20 protein-coding genes are annotated in these 22647 nt (G+C 60.5%); 7 read left to right on the forward strand and 13 right to left on the reverse strand.

Translation table 11 applies throughout. The features are described 5' to 3' along the window. The first annotated feature begins 74 nt into the window (after nucleotides 1-74). The 6 genes from L0H65_RS01640 (at nucleotide 75) to L0H65_RS01665 (ending at nucleotide 6611) form a co-directional block, all read left to right on the forward strand. The gene (locus L0H65_RS01640; protein ID WP_301457020.1) at nucleotides 75-944 is read left to right on the forward strand and encodes a glycosyl hydrolase family 8; all 870 of its coding nucleotides are present in this window, start codon (nucleotides 75-77) and stop codon (nucleotides 942-944) included. Then, nucleotides 941-2377: a hypothetical protein gene (locus L0H65_RS01645; protein ID WP_301457021.1), complete on the forward strand. Its 1437-nt coding sequence runs from the start codon at nucleotides 941-943 to the stop codon at nucleotides 2375-2377. The genes L0H65_RS01640 and L0H65_RS01645 overlap by 4 nt, the downstream gene beginning before the upstream one ends. Before the next feature lie 249 nt (nucleotides 2378-2626). Further along, nucleotides 2627-3223, forward strand: a complete 597-nt coding sequence (locus L0H65_RS01650) for a TRAP transporter small permease subunit (protein WP_301457022.1) — start codon at nucleotides 2627-2629, stop codon at nucleotides 3221-3223. Continuing rightward, nucleotides 3223-4548 (forward strand): TRAP transporter large permease subunit, encoded by a 1326-nt coding sequence (locus L0H65_RS01655; protein WP_301457023.1) that lies wholly within the window; start codon nucleotides 3223-3225, stop codon nucleotides 4546-4548. Before L0H65_RS01650 ends, L0H65_RS01655 begins: the two co-directional genes overlap by 1 nt. Nucleotides 4549-4592: 44 nt before the next feature. Beyond that, nucleotides 4593-5624: a TRAP transporter substrate-binding protein gene (locus L0H65_RS01660; protein ID WP_301457024.1), complete on the forward strand. Its 1032-nt coding sequence runs from the start codon at nucleotides 4593-4595 to the stop codon at nucleotides 5622-5624. 252 nt (nucleotides 5625-5876) lie between these two features. Then, nucleotides 5877-6611, forward strand: a complete 735-nt coding sequence (locus L0H65_RS01665) for a GntR family transcriptional regulator (RefSeq protein WP_301457025.1) — start codon at nucleotides 5877-5879, stop codon at nucleotides 6609-6611. A gap of 49 nt (nucleotides 6612-6660) precedes the next feature. On the opposite strand, the gene uxaC is transcribed toward L0H65_RS01665, so the two are convergent. The 8 genes from uxaC to uxuA form a co-directional block, all read right to left on the reverse strand. Next, on the reverse strand, nucleotides 6661-8052 hold the full coding sequence (uxaC, locus tag L0H65_RS01670; RefSeq protein WP_301457026.1) for a glucuronate isomerase: 1392 nt from the start codon (nucleotides 8050-8052) through the stop codon (nucleotides 6661-6663). Between the two features lie 4 nt (nucleotides 8053-8056). Continuing rightward, entirely contained in the window at nucleotides 8057-9343 is a 1287-nt protein-coding gene (locus L0H65_RS01675) for a TRAP transporter large permease (protein ID WP_301457027.1), read from the reverse strand. Continuing rightward, nucleotides 9340-9870, reverse strand: a complete 531-nt coding sequence (locus L0H65_RS01680) for a TRAP transporter small permease (RefSeq protein ID WP_301457028.1) — start codon at nucleotides 9868-9870, stop codon at nucleotides 9340-9342. The genes L0H65_RS01675 and L0H65_RS01680 overlap by 4 nt, the downstream gene beginning before the upstream one ends. Nucleotides 9871-9941: 71 nt before the next feature. Continuing rightward, nucleotides 9942-10919, reverse strand: coding sequence for a C4-dicarboxylate TRAP transporter substrate-binding protein (locus tag L0H65_RS01685; RefSeq protein ID WP_301457029.1), 978 nt, complete (start codon nucleotides 10917-10919; stop codon nucleotides 9942-9944). Beyond that, the gene (locus tag L0H65_RS01690; protein WP_301457030.1) at nucleotides 10916-12127 is read right to left on the reverse strand and encodes an AGE family epimerase/isomerase; all 1212 of its coding nucleotides are present in this window, start codon (nucleotides 12125-12127) and stop codon (nucleotides 10916-10918) included. Before L0H65_RS01690 ends, L0H65_RS01685 begins: the two co-directional genes overlap by 4 nt. 23 nt (nucleotides 12128-12150) lie before the next feature. Then, nucleotides 12151-13068 carry a sugar kinase gene (locus L0H65_RS01695; RefSeq protein ID WP_301457031.1) on the reverse strand — a complete coding sequence of 306 codons (918 nt, stop codon included), beginning with the start codon at nucleotides 13066-13068 and terminating at the stop codon, nucleotides 12151-12153. Further along, a complete protein-coding gene (locus L0H65_RS01700; RefSeq protein WP_301457032.1) occupies nucleotides 13065-14534 on the reverse strand; it encodes a mannitol dehydrogenase family protein in 1470 nt (489 codons plus the stop codon). Before L0H65_RS01700 ends, L0H65_RS01695 begins: the two co-directional genes overlap by 4 nt. Continuing rightward, the gene (uxuA, locus tag L0H65_RS01705) at nucleotides 14534-15748 is read right to left on the reverse strand and encodes a mannonate dehydratase (RefSeq protein WP_301457038.1); all 1215 of its coding nucleotides are present in this window, start codon (nucleotides 15746-15748) and stop codon (nucleotides 14534-14536) included. The genes L0H65_RS01700 and uxuA overlap by 1 nt, the downstream gene beginning before the upstream one ends. 136 nt (nucleotides 15749-15884) lie before the next feature. Here uxuA and gdhA point away from each other — a divergent pair, with 136 nt between their 5' ends. After that, nucleotides 15885-17249 carry an NADP-specific glutamate dehydrogenase gene (gene gdhA, locus L0H65_RS01710; RefSeq protein ID WP_367651965.1) on the forward strand — a complete coding sequence of 455 codons (1365 nt, stop codon included), beginning with the start codon at nucleotides 15885-15887 and terminating at the stop codon, nucleotides 17247-17249. Nucleotides 17250-17284: 35 nt separating this feature from the next. Here gdhA and L0H65_RS01715 read toward each other — a convergent pair whose 3' ends face one another. The 5 genes from L0H65_RS01715 to L0H65_RS01735 all read right to left on the reverse strand — a co-directional run. Then, on the reverse strand, nucleotides 17285-18022 hold the full coding sequence (locus L0H65_RS01715) for an SDR family oxidoreductase (protein ID WP_301457034.1): 738 nt from the start codon (nucleotides 18020-18022) through the stop codon (nucleotides 17285-17287). A gap of 4 nt (nucleotides 18023-18026) precedes the next feature. Further along, nucleotides 18027-19475: an aldehyde dehydrogenase family protein gene (locus tag L0H65_RS01720; RefSeq protein WP_301457035.1), complete on the reverse strand. Its 1449-nt coding sequence runs from the start codon at nucleotides 19473-19475 to the stop codon at nucleotides 18027-18029. Beyond that, nucleotides 19465-21069, reverse strand: a complete 1605-nt coding sequence (locus tag L0H65_RS01725) for an ABC transporter ATP-binding protein (RefSeq protein ID WP_301457036.1) — start codon at nucleotides 21067-21069, stop codon at nucleotides 19465-19467. The genes L0H65_RS01720 and L0H65_RS01725 overlap by 11 nt, the downstream gene beginning before the upstream one ends. Then, nucleotides 21066-21881, reverse strand: a complete 816-nt coding sequence (locus L0H65_RS01730; RefSeq protein ID WP_301457039.1) for an ABC transporter permease — start codon at nucleotides 21879-21881, stop codon at nucleotides 21066-21068. The genes L0H65_RS01725 and L0H65_RS01730 overlap by 4 nt, the downstream gene beginning before the upstream one ends. Before the next feature lie 2 nt (nucleotides 21882-21883). After that, the coding region (locus L0H65_RS01735; RefSeq protein WP_301457037.1) for an ABC transporter permease at nucleotides 21884-22647 on the reverse strand (764 nt) is incomplete at its 5' end.

Below are 22647 nucleotides of genomic sequence, written 5' to 3' on the forward strand. Positions count from 1 at the left end.
CGTGGTTCAGGGGCCCGGTGGCCGTTTTGGCCTATCTGTTCCACGGGCCCCCCAGCAATTCCTAGGGGCTGGGCTTGGGCCTCACCCGCGCCGCCGCGTTTGACGATATGGCGGCGTTCGATACGATCATGACTTGGACAGAGGAACATCTGGCGGTGCGGTCGGATGCCCTTCTGGCATGGCGTTGGACGGCAGACCCGAAAAAGCCGGTTGCCGACACCAACAACGCGAGCGATGGCGATCTGTTCTATGCTTGGGCGCTTTCGTCGGTGGCAGCTCGCCACAAAAGGGCGGAGCTTGGTGCGCGTGCGGAAAATATCGCGCGCGATCTTGCCGCGATCTGCATTGTCGACCATCCCGGCGGCGGCGGCGACAGACTGTTCCTGCCGGGGGCCGATGGGTTCCGGACCGAGAAGGGCGTCGTGGTCAATCCGTCGTACTACATGCCGCGCGCGATGACCGATCTTGCGGCGGCAACCGATGTAGATGCGCTTGCCCGATTGGCGACGGATGGGACGAAGATGATCGAAGGGATGGCCAAATCCGGGCTGGTCCCCGACTGGGCCGAAGTGACCGCGAAGGGCTGGAAAGCGCCGCCCAAGCGTTTTGCCGCCAATGCCGGGTATGAGGCGATCCGTGTTCCGTTGTTCGCCGCCTGGTCCGGGCAGGCAAAATCTCCCGCGATTGCCCGCTATGTTGCGGCAGCGTCCCGGAATGATCCGGCCAATCCGGCGACAGTGTTTGATCGCAAAACCGGCAAACCCTTGGAGCATAGCGACGCGCCGGGATATCAGGCGGTTGCTGCCCTCGTCGGTTGTGCGTCGGGAACGCCGGGTGCAGCGATGCCCTTGTTTTCAAACCAGCAACCTTACTATCCAGCGACATTGCATCTGATGGCCCTTGTCGCGCAGGTGGAGAATTATTCACAATGTGTGCCCGTATGATCCGATCCTCGATCTGTCTTTCCGTGTTGGTAGCTTTGGCTTTGCCGATGGCGGCACAGAGCCAGACAGCGGTAAGGCCGGTGCTTGCGGCAGTGCAGCGCCCGCCACTGCAAGACGCCGCCCCGGAAGCGGCCGAACTTCAGGCGCTGATCTTCTATTTGCAACAGCAGGATATTGCGTCGGCCAACGCCGAGGTGCGCCGGCTTCGGGTCAAGTTTCCGGGCTGGGTGCCGCCCGAAGACCTCGGGCAGTTGAAGGTTGAGCAACCCTCGGTGGAGATTGATGCGATCTTCCGGCAGATTGCCGAAGGCCAGTTGCCAGAGGCACGCGCGACCATTGCCGCGACCCGCGCCGCCTATCACGGCTGGACGCCACCGGTGGACATGACCTCACTGCTGGAACTGGCCGAGGGCCAAGTGAAACTTGATGCGGCGCTTGATGCGGGAGATGCCACGACTGCCTTGACCGTTGCCAGCAGTGTGGACGGTTTGCTGCGCTGTGACCGGATCAACAACGCCTGGCGGATTGCCAAGGTGCAGGAGGCGCAGCAGGCGACCGAAGCTGCGGTCAGTACCTACAAGGCGATTGTGCAGGCCTGCTTGAAATACCCTGAGATCACGGCGACCCTGGAAAAATCGGATTCCGTCACTTCGCAGGCGCAGCTTGGCGAATTGTTCGAAGTTGCGATCAAGCGGTTTCCCGACAAGGTTCAGGAATTCGACGATCTGCGTTCCCGGCTGCTGGCCGGTCGCAAGGACGGGCACCGGGATGGTGCCGCTGTCAACCGCGAGGAACAGTTTTCAAAGGTTCGCCCCATGCCGCGCCCGGACCGCCGCTCCGTCGCGGCTGCATCGCGTCCCGCTGCACCCAAAAAGGTTGCGGCTGCCAACCCTGCGCCACAGCGCGCCCAAACCGTTTCGAGCGATTGGGGGCAATGCCTTGCGCAAACGGAGGGGACACGGAACGTCTCACTTCTGTCGCAGCGCGGGTGGTGTGCCTATAATCTTGACAGACCGATGGATGCGTTGGCGGCTTTCCGGGCCGTGCATCCGCAGCTTTCTGGCACCGCAAGGCGCGACGCCGGTTTCGGCATGGCCCTGTCCTACCTCAAGCTGAACATGACCGAGGATGCTGCCCGCATTGCGGCGTCAACCGATTTTACGCCAAAGCAGCGGGTGGAGACGGAATCCATTATCCTCGATCAGCGCGGGGTGCGCGCCTACAAGCGCGGTGATTTCAAGCAGGCTATCGGCTATTTCGATGCGCTGGAGCGGGTTTCGGGCGGTCTGCGCCGCGATCTGGCGATGATGCGGGGGTATTCCTACCTCAACACTGGCCAACGCGATACCGCGCGTGAAATTTTCACCGGCTTGCAGAACCAACTCGCGACATTGGAAACCGGCCACGCGATTGAACTCGCGGCAGCGAAGTGAACGCATCGGACCGCGCCTGATTGCCTGCCAACCACACGCCCGGCGCGCGAACCGGTTTGCGCGCAAGGATATTGACAGCGTGCCCGTCAAAGTGCCAGCTTCGACGCAGTGGGAATGGGAGCGGCAAATGGGTTCGGATGCGGTAGCAACTGTCAGACCGGCAGGCGGCATAGTCGTTGCCCAAGCAGTGCAGTTCCAACAGGTGCGGAACGGGTGCCGAGATGACACTTTGTCGCTTGGCTGCATCTGATGCCGCAATGGGTTCACCTCTATGTGCGCGCTGTTGATAGGATCAACTACCGTGTTGGTCGTTTCGCAATGTATCTGCTTTACGCCATGATGGCGGTGCTGATCTGGTCTTCGGTTTCTAAAGTCACGCCCTGGCCCTCGATCTGGACGCTGGAAATGGCCCAGTTCATCATGGTTGCCTATTACATGCTGGGCGGGCCGTATTCGCTGCAACTGGATTCCAACGTGCGGATGGATCTGCTCTACCATCGCTGGTCCCCGAAAACCCGCGCGATGGTGGATGCGGTGTCGGTGTTTGCGCTGCTGTTTTACCTTTGCGTGCTGTTTTACGGCGCGATTGAATCAACGGCCTATGCGCTGGGGTATTTCGGCGATGCGCCGTTCACTTTTTACTATGAGCTCGGCGTTGATTTCCTGACCGGCGGATTTGAGGGCGCGAAAGCCCACATGGGCATGATCGAACGGAGCCCGACCGCATGGCGGCCCGTCGTCTGGCCAATCAAGCTGGTGATGTGCTTCGGCGTTTTTCTGATGATCTTGCAGGCCATCGCGTTCTTTTTCCGTGATCTCGCCCGTGTCCGGGGTGAGGAGCTCTGATGTCCTACGATATGATTGCCTTGTTGATGTTCTCCAGCATGTTGCTGATGATGGCGACGGGTCAGCGGGTGTTCGGGGCGATTGGTTTTGTCGCTGTGACCGCCTCCATTCTGCTTTGGGGGGTTGGCGGGTCGGACATGGGGTTTTCGGCCGCAATGAAGCTGATGAAATGGTATCCGCTGCTGACGCTGCCGATGTTCATTTTCATGGGTTATGTCCTCAGTGAAAGCCGCTTGGCTGACGATCTTTACCGGATGTTCCACGTCTGGATGGGACCGGTGCCGGGGGGCTTGGCGATTGGCACGATTTTGCTGATGGTGATCATTTCGGCGATGAACGGGCTTTCAGTGGCTGGCATGGCTATCGGGGCCACCATTGCGCTGCCGGAACTCTTGAAACGCCGCTATGACAAGCTGATGGTGACCGGGGTTATTCAAGCGGGGTCGAGCCTTGGCATCCTGATCCCGCCCTCGGTCGTGCTGGTGCTTTATTCGATGATCGCACGGCAACCGGTGGGCGCGCTTTGGTTGGCGGGGGTTTTTCCCGGCCTTTTGATGGCGGCCTTGTTCATCTTCTACATCTGGATCCGCTGCCGCATAAATCCGGAACTTGCGCCGCCCCTGACGGCCGAGGAGTTGGCGGAAATCCCTCGCAGCGAGAAGATGCGGCTGCTTTCGGCGGGTGTGTTGCCACTGCTGATTTTTATCGTGATGATGGTGCCGTTCGTCACCGGCTACACTTCGCTGGTTGAAAGCTCCGTTGTCGGCGCGCTTGCCTCTGTGGCTGCTGCAATCATCAAGCGCCGCTTCACCCGACAGGTGTTCGAGGTGGCGACCCGTGAAACGCTGGCCGTGTCCTGCATGTTCATGTGGATCATCCTTGCAGCACTTGCCTTCGGCTCGGTTTTCGACGGGCTTGGCGCTGTGAAAGGGATTGAGGGGCTGTTTCTGGACAGGTTGAATCTGTCGCCCTGGACCATCCTTATCCTGATGCAACTCTCATATCTGGTGATGGGGACATTCCTTGACGATACCGCGATGCTGGTGATCGTCGCACCGCTTTATGTGCCTTTGGTCGGCGCGCTTGGCTTTGATCTGATCTGGTACGGTGTGCTTTACACCATCACCTGTCAGATCGCCTATATGACACCGCCTTTCGGCTACAACCTGTTCCTGATGCGGGCGATGGCCCCGCCCGAAATCACCATTGTCGATATTTATCGTTCAATCATTCCGTTTGTCGGTATCATGATCGTTGCATTGGCAATCGTGACCGCCTTTCCGCAAATCGCCCTCTGGCTGCCCGAGCAGGTCTATAACCGCTGACCCCGAATGGGGCGCGCATAAGTTCCAACAAAGGAGAGAAAGAGATGACGACCAGACGTAAATTCCTGACCGCGGGTGCGGTTGCTGTTCCTGCTGCTCTCGCCGCGCCGGCGGTACTGGCGCAAGCGCCGATCAAATGGCGGATGCAAACCTATGCCGGTGCGGCGTTGGGGGAACATGTGGCAAAGCCTGCAATCGACGCTTTCAATATCGCGGCCAATGGCCAGATGGAGATTGAGCTTTATTATGCCGATCAGCTTGTCCCGACCGGGGAGCTGTTTCGCGCCATGCAGAAAGGCACCATCGACGCCGTGCAATCGGACGACGATTCCATGGCGTCACCCACCGAGGTCACGGTATTCGGCGGCTACTTCCCGCTGGCGCTGCGCTACTCGCTGGACGTTCCGGTGCTGTTCCACAAATACGGTCTCGATGAGATTTGGAAGGAGGAATATGCCAAGGTCGGCGTTCGTCATATCTCCGCCGGGTCGTGGGATCCGTGCAACTTCGCGACGCGGGAGCCGATCAACAGTCTGGCCGACCTGAATGGCAAGCGCATCTATACCTTCCCGACCGCAGGCCGTTTCCTCGCGCAATTTGGCGTGGTGCCGGTGACGATTCCCTATGAAGATGTGCAAGTTGCGTTGCAAACCGGCGAACTTGATGGCGTTGCCTGGTCCGGTATCACCGAGGATTATACGGTGGGCTGGGCCGATGTGACGAATTATTACCTGACCAACCCGATCTCCGGCGCGTGGATCGGCCATTTCTTTGCCAACATGGATCGTTGGAACGAATTGCCGCCGCACCTGCAAGCGATGCTGCAACTGGCGATGGATTCGTCGCATTATTACCGGCAGTACTGGTATTGGGGCGGCGAGGCTGATCTGCGCGTCAACGGCCCGAAACTGAAGCTGACGACGATCCCGGATGCGGAGTGGAAGCAAGTCGAAGCGGCGGCCGCCACTTTCTGGGATGAAATCGCTGCGGAAAGCGAAACCAAGGCGAAGATCGTCGGGATATTCAAGACCTACAACGACCTGATGGCGAAAGCCGGGTTTCCATACCGGTCCTGATGTCCATCAAACCCTGATCGGGCGCGGCTGCGAAAGCCGCGCCCGTTTTTTTGACCTCCCTTTCAAGTTTGGTCGCTTCCGGCGATACCAACGGCCCTGATTGAAGGTTGCGGTCTGCACAGTCTCGCCCCCCACACATCGCGAAACGCCGGCCGAATGACGTTCCCGCCGCGGTTTCAAGTTGGGCCTTCAGATCAGTGTTGACTAGTATGGGGCGGGTCGCACAGACTGGATCTAGGGAGGCGCGATACCATGACGCGAAGCAACTTGACCGAGGCGCTGGACCTGGGGGCGGCGGTTGGTCCGCAACTCTATCGTGTGTTGTGGAACCGTATCGTGCGCGGCGATCTGGCACCCGGCACGCGGCTGTCTGAAACGGATATCGCGACGGTTTATGGCACCAGTCGACAGCCGGTTCGCGAAGCCTTCATCAAGCTGGCGGAGGCGTCCTTGATCGAGGTGCGCCCGCAACGCGGCAGCTATGTGCGCCGCATTGATCCCGCCGCCGTCCGCTCTGCCCAGTTCGTGCGCGAGGCGGTGGAGGCCGATATCGTGCGCGGCGTTGCCGAACGCGCCAGCCCGAAGAACTGCGACGAGCTGGACGCAATCCTGACCGCACAAGCAGAGACGATAGAGATTGACGATCCGCGCCCCTTCATGGCTTCGGATGAATCGTTTCACCGCAAGCTGGCGCAGATTGCGGGGCAGGGGGCGGGATGGGATTTCCTGCAACCGTTGAAGACACAAATGGACCGGGTTCGACACTTGAGCGCGCGTCAGTTTCCGCGCCGTATTCTGGTGCAGCAACACCGACAGATCGTGTCGGTGATCCGGGTGGGTGATGCCGATACCGCTGAACAACACATGCGCCACCATCTGCGCCGGATTTTGGAAGATTTGCCGCTGGTCGCTGCGGCCTTGCCGAGCTTCTTTGAACCTGTGGAGCAGGGGCGTGCAACACCCGCCGCCGCTTCGGAACCGCAATGAAGTCAGCACCTTGCCCGCCGCACGTCACGGATGGGTTGGTCCCTTCCGATCAAAGGTTGTAGGCGCGTTTCGCCAATCCGTTTGCCAGCAACGGCGCAATCGCAAATGCTTCATCCTCCTCCAGCCGATGGGTCAGGACCAGATCGGCAAGAAACGCAGCATCGCAGCGGCGTGCAACATCGTGGCGTGCGGGGATCGAACACAGCGCGCGGGTATCATCGTTGAACCCGGCGGTATTCCAGAACCCTGCGGTTTCGGTGACCGATTGGCGATATCGGCGGATGCCCTCAAAACTGTCATGAAACCACCACGGCGGCCCGATCAACAGGCAGGGCCAGACCCCGGCAAGCGGGGCCAGTTCGCGGGCGTAGGTGGTTTCATCCAGCGTGAACAGGATGATTTTTAACCCCGGTGCCATGCCAACGGCATTGAGCATCGGGCGAAGACCTTGGGTGAAGCTGACCGGAACCGGAATATCAAAACCGCGATCCGCGCCGTAATGTGCGCGCACCTGATCGGAATGGCTGCGTGAGGAGCCGGAATGGATTTGCATGACCAAGCCATCCTCCACCGACATTCGCGCCATTTCGGTCAGCATCTGGGCGCGGAACAGGTCGGCATCCCCCGGAATGGCTTTGCCCGCGCGCAGACGATCAAACAAGGCCCGCGCCTCGGCCACCGGCAGATCTGCCGTGCGGGGGGTGGGGTGGCCGTGATCGGTGGCGGTGGCCCCCATCGCTTTGAAAAACGCGCGGCGCTGGCGATGCGCGGCAAGATACCCTTGCCAAGTGGAGGTATCACCGTCTGACACCTCTGCCAGACGGTCGAGGTTGGTCAGAAAACCGGGCGCGTCGGGGTCGATCACCGCATCGGGACGATAGGTCGGCACCACGCGGCCCGACCAGCCATCCGCCGCGACCTGTTTGTGATAGCGCAGATCGTCGAGCGCGCTGTCGGTGGTGGCGATCACCTCCATATTGAAGCGTTCGAACAATGCGCGGGGGCGGTATTCGGGCTGCGGCAGCTTTTCGGCAATCGCGTCATAGATTGCGTCGGCGGTCTTTTCCGACAGCCGCGCGGTGACGCCAAACACCTGTTGCAACGCGTGATCGACCCAAAGACGCGAAGGCGTTGCGGCGAACAGATAGTAATGCGCGGCAAATGTGCGCCAGATTTTGCGCGGGTCGCGCTCGGCACCCTCGCCGATACCAAGCGCCTCAAACGGCACCCCTTGGCTGGTCAGCATACGGGTGACGTAGTGATCTGGCGTCACGAACAGGCTGGCCGGGTCGGCGAAGGCGGTATTCTCCCCCCACCAGCGCGGGTCGGTATGCCCGTGCGGCGAGATGATAGGCGCATCCGCAACACAGTCATAAAGCGCGCGCGACAGTTTGCGGGTGTCGGTGTCGGCAGGGAACAGGCGGTCATGGTGCAGGGTCATGGTGTCACATCAACATATTGGGCAGGAACAGGACGATCTGTGGAAACAGGATCATGATAACTACGGTAATCAGAACCGCCGCGACGAAGGGCAGCGATTCAATGGTGTAGTCTTTGTACGAACATCGCAGGATACCGCAAACGGTGAACATCGAAACCCCGACCGGGGGCGTCATCCCGCCAAAGGTCACAAGCGTCATCATCACAAGGCCGAAATGGATCGGGTCGATGCCCGCTGCCACAATGACCGGCACAAGGATTGGTGTCAGCAGCATCACCAGCACCGTTGCCTCTACCAGCATCCCCATCACCAGCAAAAAGCCTGCGATTGCAAACAGCAGCACAGTGGGGTTGGTGAAGGCGGTCAGGGCAAATTCCGCGATATTCTGCGGCACACGCTCAAAGGTGATGACATAGCCGAAGGTGCCCGAAAACAGGATGATCAGCATGATCATCCCGATATCGGTCAGGGTTTGGCGCATCGCGGCGATTACTTGCCGGACCGTGAGTTGGCGGTAAATCAGCATACCGACGACCAAGGTGTAGAGGATGGCAAACGCGCCTGCCTCAGACGGCGTGAAAAACCCGAAGCGGATGCCAACCAGCAGCCAGACCGGGAACAACACGGCCCAGAAGCCGTCCTTGAATGCCACCCAGACCTCTTTCGCGGTGGGTTTGCGGTCCATCTCCGGGACATAATTGCGGCGGCGCGCAACAATGGTTGTGGCGATCATCAAGGCGATGGTCAGCAGCACACCCGGCACAATACCCGCGATAAACAGTCGCCCGATGGAAACCTCCCCCAGATAGCCGTAAAGGATCAGACCAAGGCTGGGCGGGATCGTTGCGGTGATCAGCCCGCCGATGGCAAGCAACGCACCCGCAAAGCCGGGGGAATAGCCTTTTTCAACCATCGGGATGCCAAGAACCCGCGCCTGCATCGCGGCATCCGCCACGGCAGAGCCGGAAACCCCGCCCATCAAGGCGCTGAGTAGCAGCGAGGATTGCGCCAACCCGCCACGCATCCAACCCGCCAAGGTTGTGGCGAGGTTGATCAGCCGATTCGTGATGCCGGAACCGTTCATCAGGTTGCCAAGTAGAATGAACAGCGGCACCGCAAGCAGCGGGAAGGACTGGCTGACCGCGACGATGCGCTGCACCGCCGTTGAATCCGGTAGAAACGTCGATGGCAGCAGGAAATAGGCCGCACCACCGATCCCGATGGCAAAGGCAACCGGCAGGCCAATCGCGATGAGGAGCAGTGTAGCGACGAGGATTACACCGGAAATCATAGCAGATCCTCCGCCGAATGTTGCGCGTCAGCGCGGTGCGTGGTGTCAGACAGCGCGTCGGGCTCAAAGAACGCCGCCAATCCAGTGTCAACCAATCGGCGAACGATGGAAATCGCGATCATGACGGCGGTGATGGGCAATGCGAGTGTCACCAAGCCATAAGACAGGCCGGATGCGCCCAGCTCCCGCTCCCAGTTCCCGAGTGCGAGGTGCCAGCCGTGCCATGCGATGAAGGCCAGAAAGGGAAGGATCAGCGCGATGCCGAAAAGCGAAAGGGCAGCGCGGGCCTTGCGGGGCAACATATCGGCAAGGGCGGACACGCGGATATGTTCGCCTTGGCGCAAGGCGATATCAGCGCCAAGCATACAGGCCCAGATCAAGGCAAGCTGCGCGTATTGCGGTGCGGCGGCAACTGGCCAGCCAAGGCTGCGCCCGATGGCCGCAATCAGCACCGCGAGAACCAGACCGGCCAGCGCGACAAGCGCCAGAACGGTCTCTATCCAGTCATAGATTTTGAAAATACGCATAGCTTCCTCCCCGAAGAACGATGGCCCGGCCCCCCGCAAGGGGCCGGGTAGTTGGCAAATCTTATGCTGCCTCAGTTCTTGGGCTTAAGGTAGGGCTGAAGCGCCTCACGGGCTTCGGACAGGCCAAGCTCTGCGTAAACGCCATTGGTCGCCTCACGGAACGGCCCCATATCCACCTTGTTGAACTTGACGCCAACCGCTTCCATCGCGGTCTGCACTTCACCCAGTTTCGCCACGGTCCCGGCAGAAGCCGCATCGCCCGCCGCCGCCAGTTCTTCGGTCACGATAGCGCGCAGATCATCCGGCAGGGTTTTGAACCATGTGTCGGAGGTGACAAGGCCAGTATAAAGCTGGATGTGGTTGGTGAAGGCGACATTGGTGGTCACCTCTTGCAACTTGATGCCATATGCGCCGGTCAACTGCGCCTCTGCCCCGTCAATCGCACCGAGTTGCAACGCCGAATACACTTCCGACCATGCCATCGGGGCAGGTGTTGCCCCCATTGCGGCAATCGTCGCCACCCAGCTTGGCGCGTCAATGGTGCGGATGCGAACGCCGTTCAGGTCTTCGGGCTTTTCGATCAGCTTTTTGGTGAACATCTGGCGCGTGCCTTGGAACCAGTTGTAGTTCAGCAAGCGCAAACCAGAGTTTTCGGCCAGCCCTTCGACCCATTCAGCATAGACCGGCGAGGCGGTGATCGCGGCATATCCGGTATAATCCTCAACCAGATACGGGGCGGACAGGATGCCGAGTTCTTTCTTGAACGGGGCAAGACGCCCGGCATCGACCAGAACCGCAATCGGCGCGCCGCCGCGGATTTGCTCCAGCACGTCATTGTCTTCACCCAATTGCGAGCTTGGGTAAATGGTGATTTCGACCCGGCCTTTGGAGCGTTCTTCGATCTTGGCCTCAGCGCCTTTCATGGCGATGACAAGCGGGTCGGTCAGCGGCTGCGATGTCGACAGTGCAAGTTCAAAATCCGCAGCGGCAACTTGCGTGGCCACAACGGTTGCAAGCGCAGCAATCGCGCCTTTCATCAGGTGTTTCATGGTCTTTCCTCCGAGTTAAAGTTTGGTCGTTCGTGGTTGAAACTGGCGTTTGGTTGCGTATCGCAGCCCGCATCCTGCCAAAGATTGGCGGACATGCCTTCGGTCACAAAAATTGCGACATGATAGAGCAGCCGCGAAAGGGCGGCGTCCCACAGGGCAAGCGCACCACCGTCCAGCTGGTTCACCCAGCATGGCGGATTGGTGGCGGCAAAATACCTCTCAAATACAAGTTGTTCGAGGTGTCTTGCGGAGTTGGCCGCAGCAGGATCGCCACTTTCGCGGTGAATCGCGGCGTAAAGTTTTCCTGCTTCGGTCAGCGGCCATAGCAGATGCGATGCCTCCACCACACGGCCCTGAGCGTCCAACGCATCATACGGGGCGCCATGCAAAGGGCCAGACTTGCGCAGGCCAAATTGTTCCGCGAAAGCCTGCATCCGGTCGGCCAAGGTGACCGCGCCTTTGTCACCGCTGAACCCGGCATAACGCCGCAAAAGCCAGGCCCATTCGTATTGGTGGCCGGGTTCGCGGCGCTGTCCTGCTGTGGTGTCGAGTGGCATCAGGTCCGGACCGACAAATTCACGCACCGCACCGGTTTCCGCATCAATGAAATAGCGCCGCGCCAGATCAATGAACGTCTTTGCGCGGGCCAGCCAGATCGTTGCGCCGGTCATCTCATAGCATTGCAAAGCCGCTTCCAGCATGTGCATATGCGGGTTTTGTGACCGCATCCCGCCATTGGCGGGCGCGCGATCGTCTTCCCAAAGGGAGCCGTCCGGCGCTGTCAGCTTCGTCGCAATAAAGTCCCAGCAGGCGTCGATATCCGCCGCGCTCACAAGGTCCGGATCGGCGCGGTGCAATGTTGCCAGCGCCAGAAGGGCGAAGGATTGATCATAACTGCGGCGAAGCCCGCCATCCGGCGCGACTGAAAGCCGGAAACCGCCATCCTTATCCCGCAACTGCGCGATCATGTGCCGATAGATCCGGCGCGCGGCCTCCAGCAGCCCCGGCGTGGCGGTGACAAGATGCAGATGGGCCAAGGTGAAAATGATGCGGGCCTGCGTCAACGTGGTCGCGGGTGCATCCGGCGCGCCAATACTCTCAATGACCGGTGCCGGGTCGCTGCCATGGGGCAGCGCGCGGTCAACCCAAGCGGGCATGAAGCGGCAGGCGAAATGGCGCGCCGAATTCATCCTTGTGTGCTGTGTCATCTTCCCCCCTTTGTCGATCATTGTCAGCTTGGCCCGGCCCAAAGGTCCAGGCCCGGCAGGTGCAGAATTGCGCCCCGCGCCTGAATCACCTGTGCCGAAATCTCGATCCCTGCCCGTGCGGCTTGCGCAGGCGATGCTCCTTTCAGACGTGCCGCAAGATAGCCGCCGTTGAAGCTGTCGCCGGCGGCGGTGGCATCCACCACAGCGCATTGCGGCACCGCGATCTGACTGCCATCATGCAAGGTGACCGGTGCCCCCCCATCCTTGACGACGATTTCCGCAGCACCCGCCGCGCGATAGCGCGCAACGGTCGCGGCCGGGGTCGCATCACCGAAAACCCGCGCCTCATCCTCAAAGCTGGGCAAGACGATATTCGCCAAACCGGCGACACGCATCAGAGTGCTGCGCATTTCATCCGCGCCCTGCCAAAGGGCAGGGCGGATGTTGGGATCATATGCGATTGATTTTCCGGCGGTGCGGGCTGCTTGCAATGCGTCGCAAAGCCGGTCGCGCCCCGCGCTATCCAGAATCGCAAGGGTAATCCCTCTCAGATAAATCATGTCGGCGTTCTGCATCGCGGCAGCAAGTGCGCCTGCATCATCCGCCATCCGCCGCGCCGCGGAATCGCCGCGCCAATACATGAATGCCCGATCCCCATCCTTCTGCTCGATCAGGTAGAGTCCGGGGTTTTTGCCTTCGATCCGGCGGATGGATTGTGTGCCGATTCCGGCATGGTTCAGAAAACCCATGATCCGATCCGACATGCTGTCGCGCCCAAGGGCGGTGAAATAACCCACGCAGTCGGTCTTTGGGTCCAGCCCCGCGCGGGCATACCAAACCGTGTTGACCGTGTCCCCTGCAAAGCCGAGTTGCCATTGATCCCCAGCCGCACCGGGAGAAAGTTCGATCATGCACTCACCGATGGCGAGAAGCCGGGTCATTCGGCCTCCTTCCGGGTAGCTTTGACCATCCCTTCGTCAAGCATGGTTTGAAGCCGTGTTGCGCAGGCGCCTCGGAACGCGGCGCTCTCTGCCAGTGCTTTCGGGAACAGAAGAGGCAAAGCCATCAGCGCGTCACGAAGACCGCAGGCGTCCGCGTTATCGGTGGTGGCTATCGCGGCGCGGATTTCAGCATCGCGCGGATCGCGCCGGTCATAGGCTTTGCCCGTCTCATCCGTGCCGATACAGTAGCGCATCCAAGCGGCGGTTGCGAAAGCGAAAGGGGCGATATCTGCACCGGCATCAAGCGCCTCTATCGCCGGGGCGAAGATGCGCTGCGGCAGCTTTTCGGTGCCGTCCATGGCGATCTGAAAGGTCTGATGCGCGATCGAGGGGTTGGCGAAACGGGCCAGTAGGTCACTGCGATAGGCAGCAACATCAATATCCGGCAAATGGCCCACCGTCTGCGCCGCAGCTTTCATATGGCGATTCACAAGTGCGACAAGCGGCGCATCCTGCATCGCATCGCGCACCAAGGCGTGACCGGCCAGAAACCCCGCGTAGGCGATCAGGGAATGTGCGCCGTTGAGCATCCGCAGTTTCATCCGCTCATACGGTGCCACGTCGCGGACAAACAGCGCGCCGCCTGCTTCCCACGCCGGGCGACCCTGCGGAAAATCATCCTCAATCACCCATTGGCGGAAGGCTTCGCTTTCAATCGCCGCCGCGTCTTCAATGCCGAATTGTTCGCGGATGCGGGCGGTGGTGGCTTCGGTCGCGGCGGGTGTGATGCGGTCAACCATCGAGGACGGAAAAGAAACCTCAGCCTCAATCCACTGGGCCAGAGACGCATCAACCCGCCGCGCAAAGCCCAAGACCCCGGCGCGCAGCAGCACCCCGTTTTCAGGCAGGTTGTCGCAGCACAGGATGGCAGGTGCGGCCAGACCAGCCTCGCGCCGCATCCGCAGCCCTTCGGTCAACAACCCCAGAACGCCGCAGGGGTTGCGTGGGTCTTGCAGATCAGCGGCAACATCCGGGTGAGCAGGATCAATATCCATCGCGCCGCGATCAATGCCGTAGGCTTTTTCCGTCACCGTCAGTGTCACCACCCGAATTTCAGGCCGCACAAAAGCCGCGCGCACGGCTTGCGCATCGCGGCTTGCGGCAAGCGTTTCGGCGATGGATGCGATCACGCGGGTCCGGTCGGCGCCATCGCCGCGCTCAGTCAACGTGAACAGCCCGTCTTGTGCGGCCAGCGCTTCGACGATCCCGGTGGAACGCAGGCTGACGCCCAGAATACGCCAATCGCCACCCTTGGCCGCAAGGGCGTCGTCGGTATAAGCCGCCTGATGCGCGCGGTGAAACGCACCGATGCCAAGATGCAGGATACCAATGCCATGCGCAGCCGGATCATAGCCGGGGCGCAAGACTTCGGGCAGGTCTTGCAGGGTTTTCAGCGACAGCCGCATCAATCGCCCACCCCGTCACCATGTTCAAGCGCGGTCATCACCCCGCGCAATTCCGCCAAGCCCTTGAGGCGACCGATTGCCGGATAGCCCGGTTGCGCCTTGCGGGTCAGATCATCAAGGATATCCTGCCCGTGATCGGGCCGGAACGGGATGGAGCAATCGCTGCGCCCTGCCGCGCGGCGCTTTTTCTCCTCAACCAGAACCGCTTTGACAAGCGCGACCATATCAGTGCCACCGCCCAGATGCTCTGCCTCGTAGAAAGAACAGGGGATGGTGTCCGTGTCGCGCGTGACGTTGCGAAGATGCAGGAAATGCACCCGGTCGCCCATGCGCGCCATCATTCCGGGCAAGTCATTGTCGGCCCGCGCACCCAAGGAGCCGGAACATAGGGTAATCCCACTGGCAGGCAGATCAACCGCAGCCATAACCGCGCGATAATCGGCTTCGGTCGACATGACGCGCGGCAAACCCATCAGGGGAAACGGCGGATCATCAGGATGACAACACAGGCGCAGGCCCAGCTTTTCGGCCTCGGGCGCGACTTCCGACAGGAAATCCACCAGATGTTGCCGCAAGGTTTCGCGCGGCATCTTGGCGTATTGCGCCAAATGTGCGCGCACATCGGCCAGGCTGAAATTCTCCGCAGCACCCGGCAGGCCATAGACAACGTTGCCGGTCAGTTCCTCGCGTCTTGCGTCCGACATGGTGGCGAAGCGCTTTTCAGCCTCGGCCACCACTTCAGCCGGAAAACTCTCTGCGGCACCCGCGCGCTTGAGGATGTGGATATCGAAGGCCGCGAAATCATAAACGTCAAAGCGCATTGCGGTGCCACCATGCCCGACGCGCCACGCCAGATCGGTGCGGGTCCAGTCCAGCACCGGCATGAAATTGTAGCAGATCACCTCAATCCCGGCGGCCGCCAGATTGCGTAGGCTGCTGCGATAGGCGTCAAGATGTTCGCGCCATGCGCCTTGCTGCTTCTTGATGTCTTCGGAAACCGGCAGACTTTCGACAACCTCCCACTGCAAGCCAGAGGCTGTGCCGTCGCGGCGCGAACCGATCTGATCCTGACGCAGACGGATTTCGTCGGCGGACCAGATTTGACCGGTCGGGACATGATGCAGCGCCGAAACCACGCCCTCCACTCCCGCCTGCATCATATCATCGGTCGCCACCCCGTCTTTCGGGCCGAACCAGCGCCATGTCTGCCGCATCGCATCCTCCTCCTCATCCCATTTCTGCATAACGGAAAAATTGATTGCTGACAAGTATGGTAGTACTAATTTGACAATGCCGCCCTGCTGCCCTTGCCTTTTCCGCCGTCCTGCGCAAGGTCTTGACAAACAACGAATGGGACACCGAATTTTGAACAACATTGATGAAAAGCTCCAACCCATCCTGAACACCGTTTTGCACCGCAACGCGGGTGAACCGGAGTTTCACCAAGCTGCGCGGGAGGTGTTGGAAAGCCTGAGTCGCGTGATTGCGCGCCATCCCGAATATTCGGATGAGGCGCTGATCGAGCGGATCTGTGAGCCTGAGCGTCAGATCATCTTTCGCGTGCCTTGGATCGACGACAACAATCAGGTTCAGATCAATCGCGGCTTCCGGGTGCAGTTCAACTCTGCCCTCGGGCCCTACAAGGGGGGTATCCGGTTCCATCCTTCGGTGAACGTCGGGATCATCAAGTTCCTCGGATTTGAGCAGACGTTCAAAAATGCGCTGACAGGAATGCCCATCGGCGGTGGCAAAGGTGGATCGGATTTCGACCCCAAAGGCCGTTCAGACCGGGAGATCATGCGGTTCTGCCAATCCTTCATGACGGAACTTCACCGTCATATCGGTGAATATGTCGATGTGCCTGCGGGCGATATTGGCGTTGGTGCGCGTGAAATCGGTTATATGTTCGGCATGTACAAGCGTTTGAACAATCGCTACGAGGCTGGCGTTCTGACTGGCAAGGGCCTGTCCTACGGTGGTTCGCGCGCGCGCAAGGAGGCAACGGGATTTGGTGCGGCCTATTTCGTGCAATCCATGTTGGCCCGGCAAGGCACGGATTTCGACGGCAAGCGTTGTGTGGTATCAGGTTCCGGCAATGTCGCGATCTACGCGATCGAGAAAATCCAGTCCTTCGGCGGCAAGATTGTCGCCTGCTCCGATTCCGGCGGGTACATTGTTGACGAGGGCGGGATTGATCTGGAATTGGTCAAGCAGATCAAGGAGGTCAAGCGCGCCCGGATTTCGGATTATGTGGCGATGAAGGGCGATGGCTGCCACTATGTCAAAGGTGGTTCGGTCTGGCAGGTTCCGTGCGAGATTGCGCTGCCTTGCGCCACCCAGAATGAATTGAGTGGCGCGGACGCGAAGGTTTTGATCGAAAACGGGGTGATGGCGGTGGCCGAAGGGGCGAACATGCCCTGCACCCCTGAAGCCGTGCATGCCTTCCGTCAGGCCGGGGTGTTGTTTGCACCGGGCAAGGCGGCAAACGCGGGGGGTGTTGCGACATCTGCCCTCGAAATGCAGCAAAACGCCAGCCGCGACAGTTGGACGTTCCAGAAAACCGAGGAACGTCTGGCCGAAATCATGCGCGGCATCCATGAGGCCTGCTATCAGACCGCCGAGGAATACGGCGCTCCGGGGGATTATGTCCTTGGTGCCAATATCGCGGGATTTGTGCGTGTCGCGGATGCGATGCGGGCGCTTGGGGTTATCTGAACGGGTGATGGGGTCAGGGTGGCGCCAGCGCAACGCTAGATACAGCGCCCGCCGTCCACCTCCATCGCAACGCCGGTAATCATCGACGCTTCATCCGAACACAGGAAGCACGCAGCGTTGCCCATATCCTCCGGCGTGGAAAATCGGCCAAGCGGGATGGTGGACAGGAATTTCGCGCGGATCTCCGGCGTATCTTCCCCCATGAAGGATTTAAGAAGCGGCGTTTCCCCCGCCACCGGGTTCAGCGCGTTGACCCGGATGCCGAAGGGCGCAAGCTCCACCGCCAAAGACCGCGTGGCCGTAATCACCCAGCCCTTGGAGGCGTTGTACCAGCTTAAACGGGGGCGCGGCGAGACCCCGGCGGTGGAGGCGATGTTCAGGATGTTGCCACCCCCGCGCAGTTTGAAATCCGGAACGAAAGCCAGCGTCATCAGGTAGACGGCCTTCATGTTCACCGCGAAGATGCGGTCGAAATCGGCTTCTGATACATTCTCGGTCGCGGTCGGCAGATGGGTGACGCCTGCGTTATTCACCACGATATCCACCGGGCCGAGGGCTGTCGCCGCATCTCGCAAACGCTCTACACTGATGCGGTCTGCGACGTTGCAGGCCTGGGCTATGCCACCGATTTCCGACGCTACCATTGCGGCGGCATCCGCGTTTATATCTGCCACAATCACCCGCGCACCTTCGGCTGCGAATTTCCGCGCGATGCCCGCGCCAAAACCGGAACCCGCCCCGGTGACGATTGCAAGTTTCCCCTGAAGTCTCATGTGATCACCCATGCCATGCCGCTACTGTTTTGAGTTGTGAAAAGCTGTACAGCGCCTCAAAGCCCTTTTCGCGCCCGTGGCCGGATTTTCCGACCCCGCCAAAGGGCAATTCCACGCCGCCACCCGCGCCGTAATTGTTGATGAACACCTGCCCGGCATGCAGCGCCTTCGCCAACCGCATCTGGCGGCCACCGTCCCGCGTCCAGATCGCCGCGACCAGCCCGTAGTCGGTGGCGTTGGCGATGTGCAGCGCCTCCGCCTCATCCGCAAACGGGATCATTACCTGCACTGGGCCAAAGATTTCCTGCTGTGCCAACACATGATCGGGCGGCACATTGGCAAAGAGCGTGGGGCGCACATAATGGCCCGCCTCGGGCGCGTCCATCGCCACAACGCCTTGACCGGCAATGGTCAAATCCGCTCCCTTGGTCAGAAAGTCTTGCACGATCTCTTTCTGTCGCGCCGATATCAACGGTCCGACAGAAGGGTTGCCCAACGCGGGGCCGACGGTCAAGGCAGCGTAAGCGGCAGCCATCCGTTTGCGCACTTCGGCGTAGAGTCCGCGCTGCACCAATATCCGGGAGGAGGCGGAACAGGTCTGCCCCGCATTCTGGACCCCGGCATTGACCAAAAACGGCAAAGCGCGGTCCAGATCGGCATCGTCAAACACAATCTGCGGTGACTTGCCGCCAAGCTCCAGCGTCACCGGAACGACATTTTTCGCCGCCGCCGTCTGGATCAGAACGCCCACGCCGACGGAGCCGGTAAAGGACAGATGTTGAATGTCCGGATGACCGGCCAACGCCGCGCCCGCCTCGGCCCCCAATCCCGTCACCACATTCAGCGCACCGGCAGGCAGGCCTGCCTCCATCGCCAGTGCGGCAAAGGCAAGTGCGGTCAGACAGGCCTCCTCCGCCGGTTTCAATACGCAGGCATTTCCCATCGCCAGCGCAGCACCCACCGAGCGCCCGATGATCTGCATCGGGTAATTCCACGGGATGATATGACCGGTCACGCCAAACGGTTCGCGCAGCGTATAAACCGTGTAGCCAGTGAGGTAGGGGATGGTTTCCCCCATGATTTTATCCGCCGCCCCGCCGTAAAATTCCATATAGCGCGCCAATGCCACCGCATCGGCCCGCGCCTGAACCAAGGGCTTGCCAACATCGCGCGCCTCTAACTCGGCCAATTCCTCCACCCGTGTCAGGATCAACTGGCCCAATCGCGTCAGGATACGCCCGCGTTCCAGCGCGGTCATCTGCCCCCAATCGCCTGCCCGCGCTGCGTGGGCGGCGGTCACGGCGGCGTCAATTTCAGGTTCGCCACCGCGTCCGATATGGGTCAGGAGATCGCCCGTTGACGGGTCGAACAGTGGCAAGGTTTTGGCAGCGGCTGTCCAGTTGCCGCCGATCAGGTGGCTTGCAGCAGGGATTGCGAAGGGTTCAAGGGGCATCGGCAAAGCTCCTGATGTCAGGCAGTTGTGGTGCTGCGGCGAGAAGCGTTTTCGTGTACCTATGCTGCGGGTTGTTGAAAACGTCCTCCGTCGTGCCGTGTTCGACGATCTTTCCGGCCTGCATCACCATCACCCGATCGGTGATCGTGCGCACTACGTTCAGGTCATGGCTGATGAACAGATATGAGAGCGGGCGGCGGCGGCACAGGTCGGCCAAAAGATCCAACACCTGCGCGCGGACCGAGACATCCAAGGCTGAAACCGCCTCATCAAACACGATCAGATCGGGGTCGTTGATAAGAGCGCGGGCGATGGCGATGCGTTGCCGCTGCCCGCCGGAAAATTCGTGAATGAACTTTTTGGCGTCACTGGCGGCAAGGCCCACGGCCTCCAGCGCTTCGGCAATCTTGCGCGCGCGCACTTCGCCCTGCGGCGGGTTCGGCAATAGGTAAAATGGTTCTGCGATCAGTCGGCTGACGCGGTGACGCGGGTTAAAACTGCCGTAGGGGTCTTGGAACACCACCTGCATCTGACGACGCACCGCAAGATTGGGTCGGTTTTCCGCCCAGACCGGCGCGCCGTTGAGCGTGATGGTCCCCGCCTGCACCGGCTCCAACCCCAGAATTGCGCGGGTCAGGGTCGATTTCCCGCAACCGGATTCGCCGACCAGTCCTAAACGCTCGCCCCGGTTCAGAGTGAAGGAAACATCGTCCACCGCGCGCATTTCCGGCCGTGGGCCGAACAGATCGCGCCGCGGTTGCTTGTAGCTGCGGACAACGTGTTCCAGCTTGAGCAAAGGTTCCGGTGGCGGTGGAATTGGCAAATCAGCCTTATGTGCGGAGGCGGCGAACAGCGCGCGGGTATAGGGGTGCTGCATGTCAGACAAGAGCCGCGCCGTTTCTCCGCTTTCCACCACACGGCCCTTTTGCATCACGACAATCCGGTCTGCCATTTCGGCCACCACCGCCAGATCATGCGTGATCATCAACAGCCCCATGCCAAATTCGGTCGTCAGATCCTGCAAGAGCGCCAAGATCCGCGCCTGCGTTGTCACATCCAGCGCGGTTGTCGGCTCATCCGCGAGCAACAGTTTTGGCCGCAGCGCAATCGCCATAGCGATTACCACCCGCTGGCGTTGCCCGCCCGAAAGTTCATGCGGATAGCGGGTCAGGGGAAAGCGATCTTCCGGCAGACCGACGCGGTTCAGAACCACGCGCGCACGGGCCAGCGCCTCCGATTTCGGGATATTCTCATGGATGCGGATGGTTTCCGCCACCTGCGCGCCGATGGTCTGCACCGGGTTCAACGCGCTCATCGGTTCCTGAAACACCATGCCGATCTGACGCCCACGAATGGTGCAGAGTTCAGGCTCTGACAAGGCCAAAAGATCGGTTTCTTCCAGTGTGATCCGGCCGGTTGCAACCGCGGCTTCCGGCAACAGACCCATGATTGCCAGAGCGGTCATCGACTTGCCCGACCCGCTTTCGCCGGTAATCGCCACGATTTCACCGGGGGCCACGGTCAGCGCGATTTTGTGCAGGATCGGAATAGGGCCGATACTGATATTCAGGTTTTCCACCGCGAGCAGGCTCATGTCCGCACCACCCGGAGCCGTGGGTCCAAAAGGTCGCGCAATCCATCACCCAGCAGGTTCAACCCCAGCACCATCAACACAATGGAAAACCCCGGCACAAGCGCCACATGCGGCGCAAGACTGACCAGCGTTTGCGCGTCGGCCAACATCCTGCCCCAGCTTGCGGTGGGGGGCTGCGCGCCAAGCCCGATATAGGACAGTGCGGCTTCGGCCAGTATCCCCAATGAGAACTGGATCGTGCCTTGCACAATCATCAGATTGGCGATGTTCGGCAAGATATGCTCCACCGATATCCGCGCCGCCGATTTGCCCGACACCCGCGCCGCTAGAATGAAATCGCGCGACCAGAAGCTGAGCGCCGCGCCGCGCGTCAGCCGTGCGAACACCGGCACGTTGAAAATGCCGATCGCGATAATTGCATTCACCGCACTCGCGCCGAAAACGGCGGTGATCAGAATAGCAATGACCAGACTGGGGAACGCAAAGATCAGATCATTGCCCCGCATGATCAATTCATCCAGCAGCGAGCCACGCTTCGCCGCCGCCAAAAGCCCCAAAGGCAGGCCAAGCCCCATACCGATTCCGACCGCCAACAGCGCCACCGCAATCGACGTACGGGCGCCCATCATGATCATCGAAAGCATGTCACGGCCCAGATGATCGGTGCCGAACCAATGCGCCATGCTTGGCGGTTGCAGCCGTTCCGGGATTGCCAGCAGTTCAATGTCGTAAGGTGTCCAGACGAACGACAGCAGCGCGCCGCCCAGAAAGATCAGCGACAGGAGTGCACCGAAAATCAGGCTGCGGGGCAGGATCATGCCTTTGTCCTTAGCCTTGGATCGACGATGGCATAGGCGAGATCGACGGTGAAATTCACCAGTATCACCAGAAACACCAGCAGCATCACCACACTTTCCACGACGATCAGATCGCGCGCGGAAATTGCCTGAAAGATCAACCGCCCCAGACCGGGCAGGAAAAACACCTGCTCGATCACGATGCCACCCGCCAGCAGAAAGGAGAATTGCAACCCGATGATCGTCAGTACCGGGATCAGCGCATTGCGCACCGCATGATGCCACAGGGCTTGGCGGCGGCTGAGGCCTTTGGCGCGGGCGGTGCGAATGAAATCCTCCCCCAGCATATCCAGAAGGGAGGAGCGCATGACCCGCGACAGGATTGCCGCTTGGGGCAGCGCAAGCGCCACTGCGGGCAGGATCAGCGCCTTGAGTCCCGGCCAGATTCCGTTGCCCCAACCCGGAAAGCCGCCCGCCGAAAACCAGCGCAGTTTAATGGCAAAGATCAGCACCAAAATCATCGCGAACCAGAAATTCGGGATTGCAACTCCAATCTGCGTCGCGCCCATCACACCAACATCCCCCGCCCCGCCGCGCCTGCTCGCGGCATAAATCCCAGCGGGAAACGCAATCAGTACGGTCAGTAAAAGCGCAAACAGCGCCAGCGGCAGCGACACGCCGATCCGGTCAAGGATCATCCCGGAAACGGGGGTGCGGTAGGTGTAGGATTGGCCAAAGTCGCCTCGAACCATGCCCGACGCCCATGCCAGGTAGCGTTCAG

The organism is Pseudorhodobacter sp. (assembly GCF_030452865.1).
Classification (GTDB): domain Bacteria; phylum Pseudomonadota; class Alphaproteobacteria; order Rhodobacterales; family Rhodobacteraceae; genus Pseudorhodobacter.

Coding starts and splice junctions, on each gene's coding strand:
- L0H65_RS01645 (WP_301457021.1), top strand. CDS start 941: ATGATCCGATCCTCGATCTGTCTTTCCGTGTTGGTAGCTTTGGCTTTG.
- L0H65_RS01650 (WP_301457022.1), top strand. CDS start 2,627: ATGCCGCAATGGGTTCACCTCTATGTGCGCGCTGTTGATAGGATCAAC.
- L0H65_RS01655 (WP_301457023.1), top strand. CDS start 3,223: ATGTCCTACGATATGATTGCCTTGTTGATGTTCTCCAGCATGTTGCTG.
- L0H65_RS01660 (WP_301457024.1), top strand. CDS start 4,593: ATGACGACCAGACGTAAATTCCTGACCGCGGGTGCGGTTGCTGTTCCT.
- L0H65_RS01665 (WP_301457025.1), top strand. CDS start 5,877: ATGACGCGAAGCAACTTGACCGAGGCGCTGGACCTGGGGGCGGCGGTT.
- uxaC (WP_301457026.1), bottom strand. CDS start 8,052: ATGACCCTGCACCATGACCGCCTGTTCCCTGCCGACACCGACACCCGC.
- L0H65_RS01675 (WP_301457027.1), bottom strand. CDS start 9,343: ATGATTTCCGGTGTAATCCTCGTCGCTACACTGCTCCTCATCGCGATT.
- L0H65_RS01680 (WP_301457028.1), bottom strand. CDS start 9,870: ATGCGTATTTTCAAAATCTATGACTGGATAGAGACCGTTCTGGCGCTT.
- L0H65_RS01685 (WP_301457029.1), bottom strand. CDS start 10,919: ATGAAACACCTGATGAAAGGCGCGATTGCTGCGCTTGCAACCGTTGTG.
- L0H65_RS01690 (WP_301457030.1), bottom strand. CDS start 12,127: ATGACACAGCACACAAGGATGAATTCGGCGCGCCATTTCGCCTGCCGC.
- L0H65_RS01695 (WP_301457031.1), bottom strand. CDS start 13,068: ATGACCCGGCTTCTCGCCATCGGTGAGTGCATGATCGAACTTTCTCCC.
- L0H65_RS01700 (WP_301457032.1), bottom strand. CDS start 14,534: ATGCGGCTGTCGCTGAAAACCCTGCAAGACCTGCCCGAAGTCTTGCGC.
- uxuA (WP_301457038.1), bottom strand. CDS start 15,748: ATGCGGCAGACATGGCGCTGGTTCGGCCCGAAAGACGGGGTGGCGACC.
- gdhA (WP_367651965.1), top strand. CDS start 15,885: ATGGGACACCGAATTTTGAACAACATTGATGAAAAGCTCCAACCCATC.
- L0H65_RS01715 (WP_301457034.1), bottom strand. CDS start 18,022: ATGAGACTTCAGGGGAAACTTGCAATCGTCACCGGGGCGGGTTCCGGT.
- L0H65_RS01720 (WP_301457035.1), bottom strand. CDS start 19,475: ATGCCCCTTGAACCCTTCGCAATCCCTGCTGCAAGCCACCTGATCGGC.
- L0H65_RS01725 (WP_301457036.1), bottom strand. CDS start 21,069: ATGAGCCTGCTCGCGGTGGAAAACCTGAATATCAGTATCGGCCCTATT.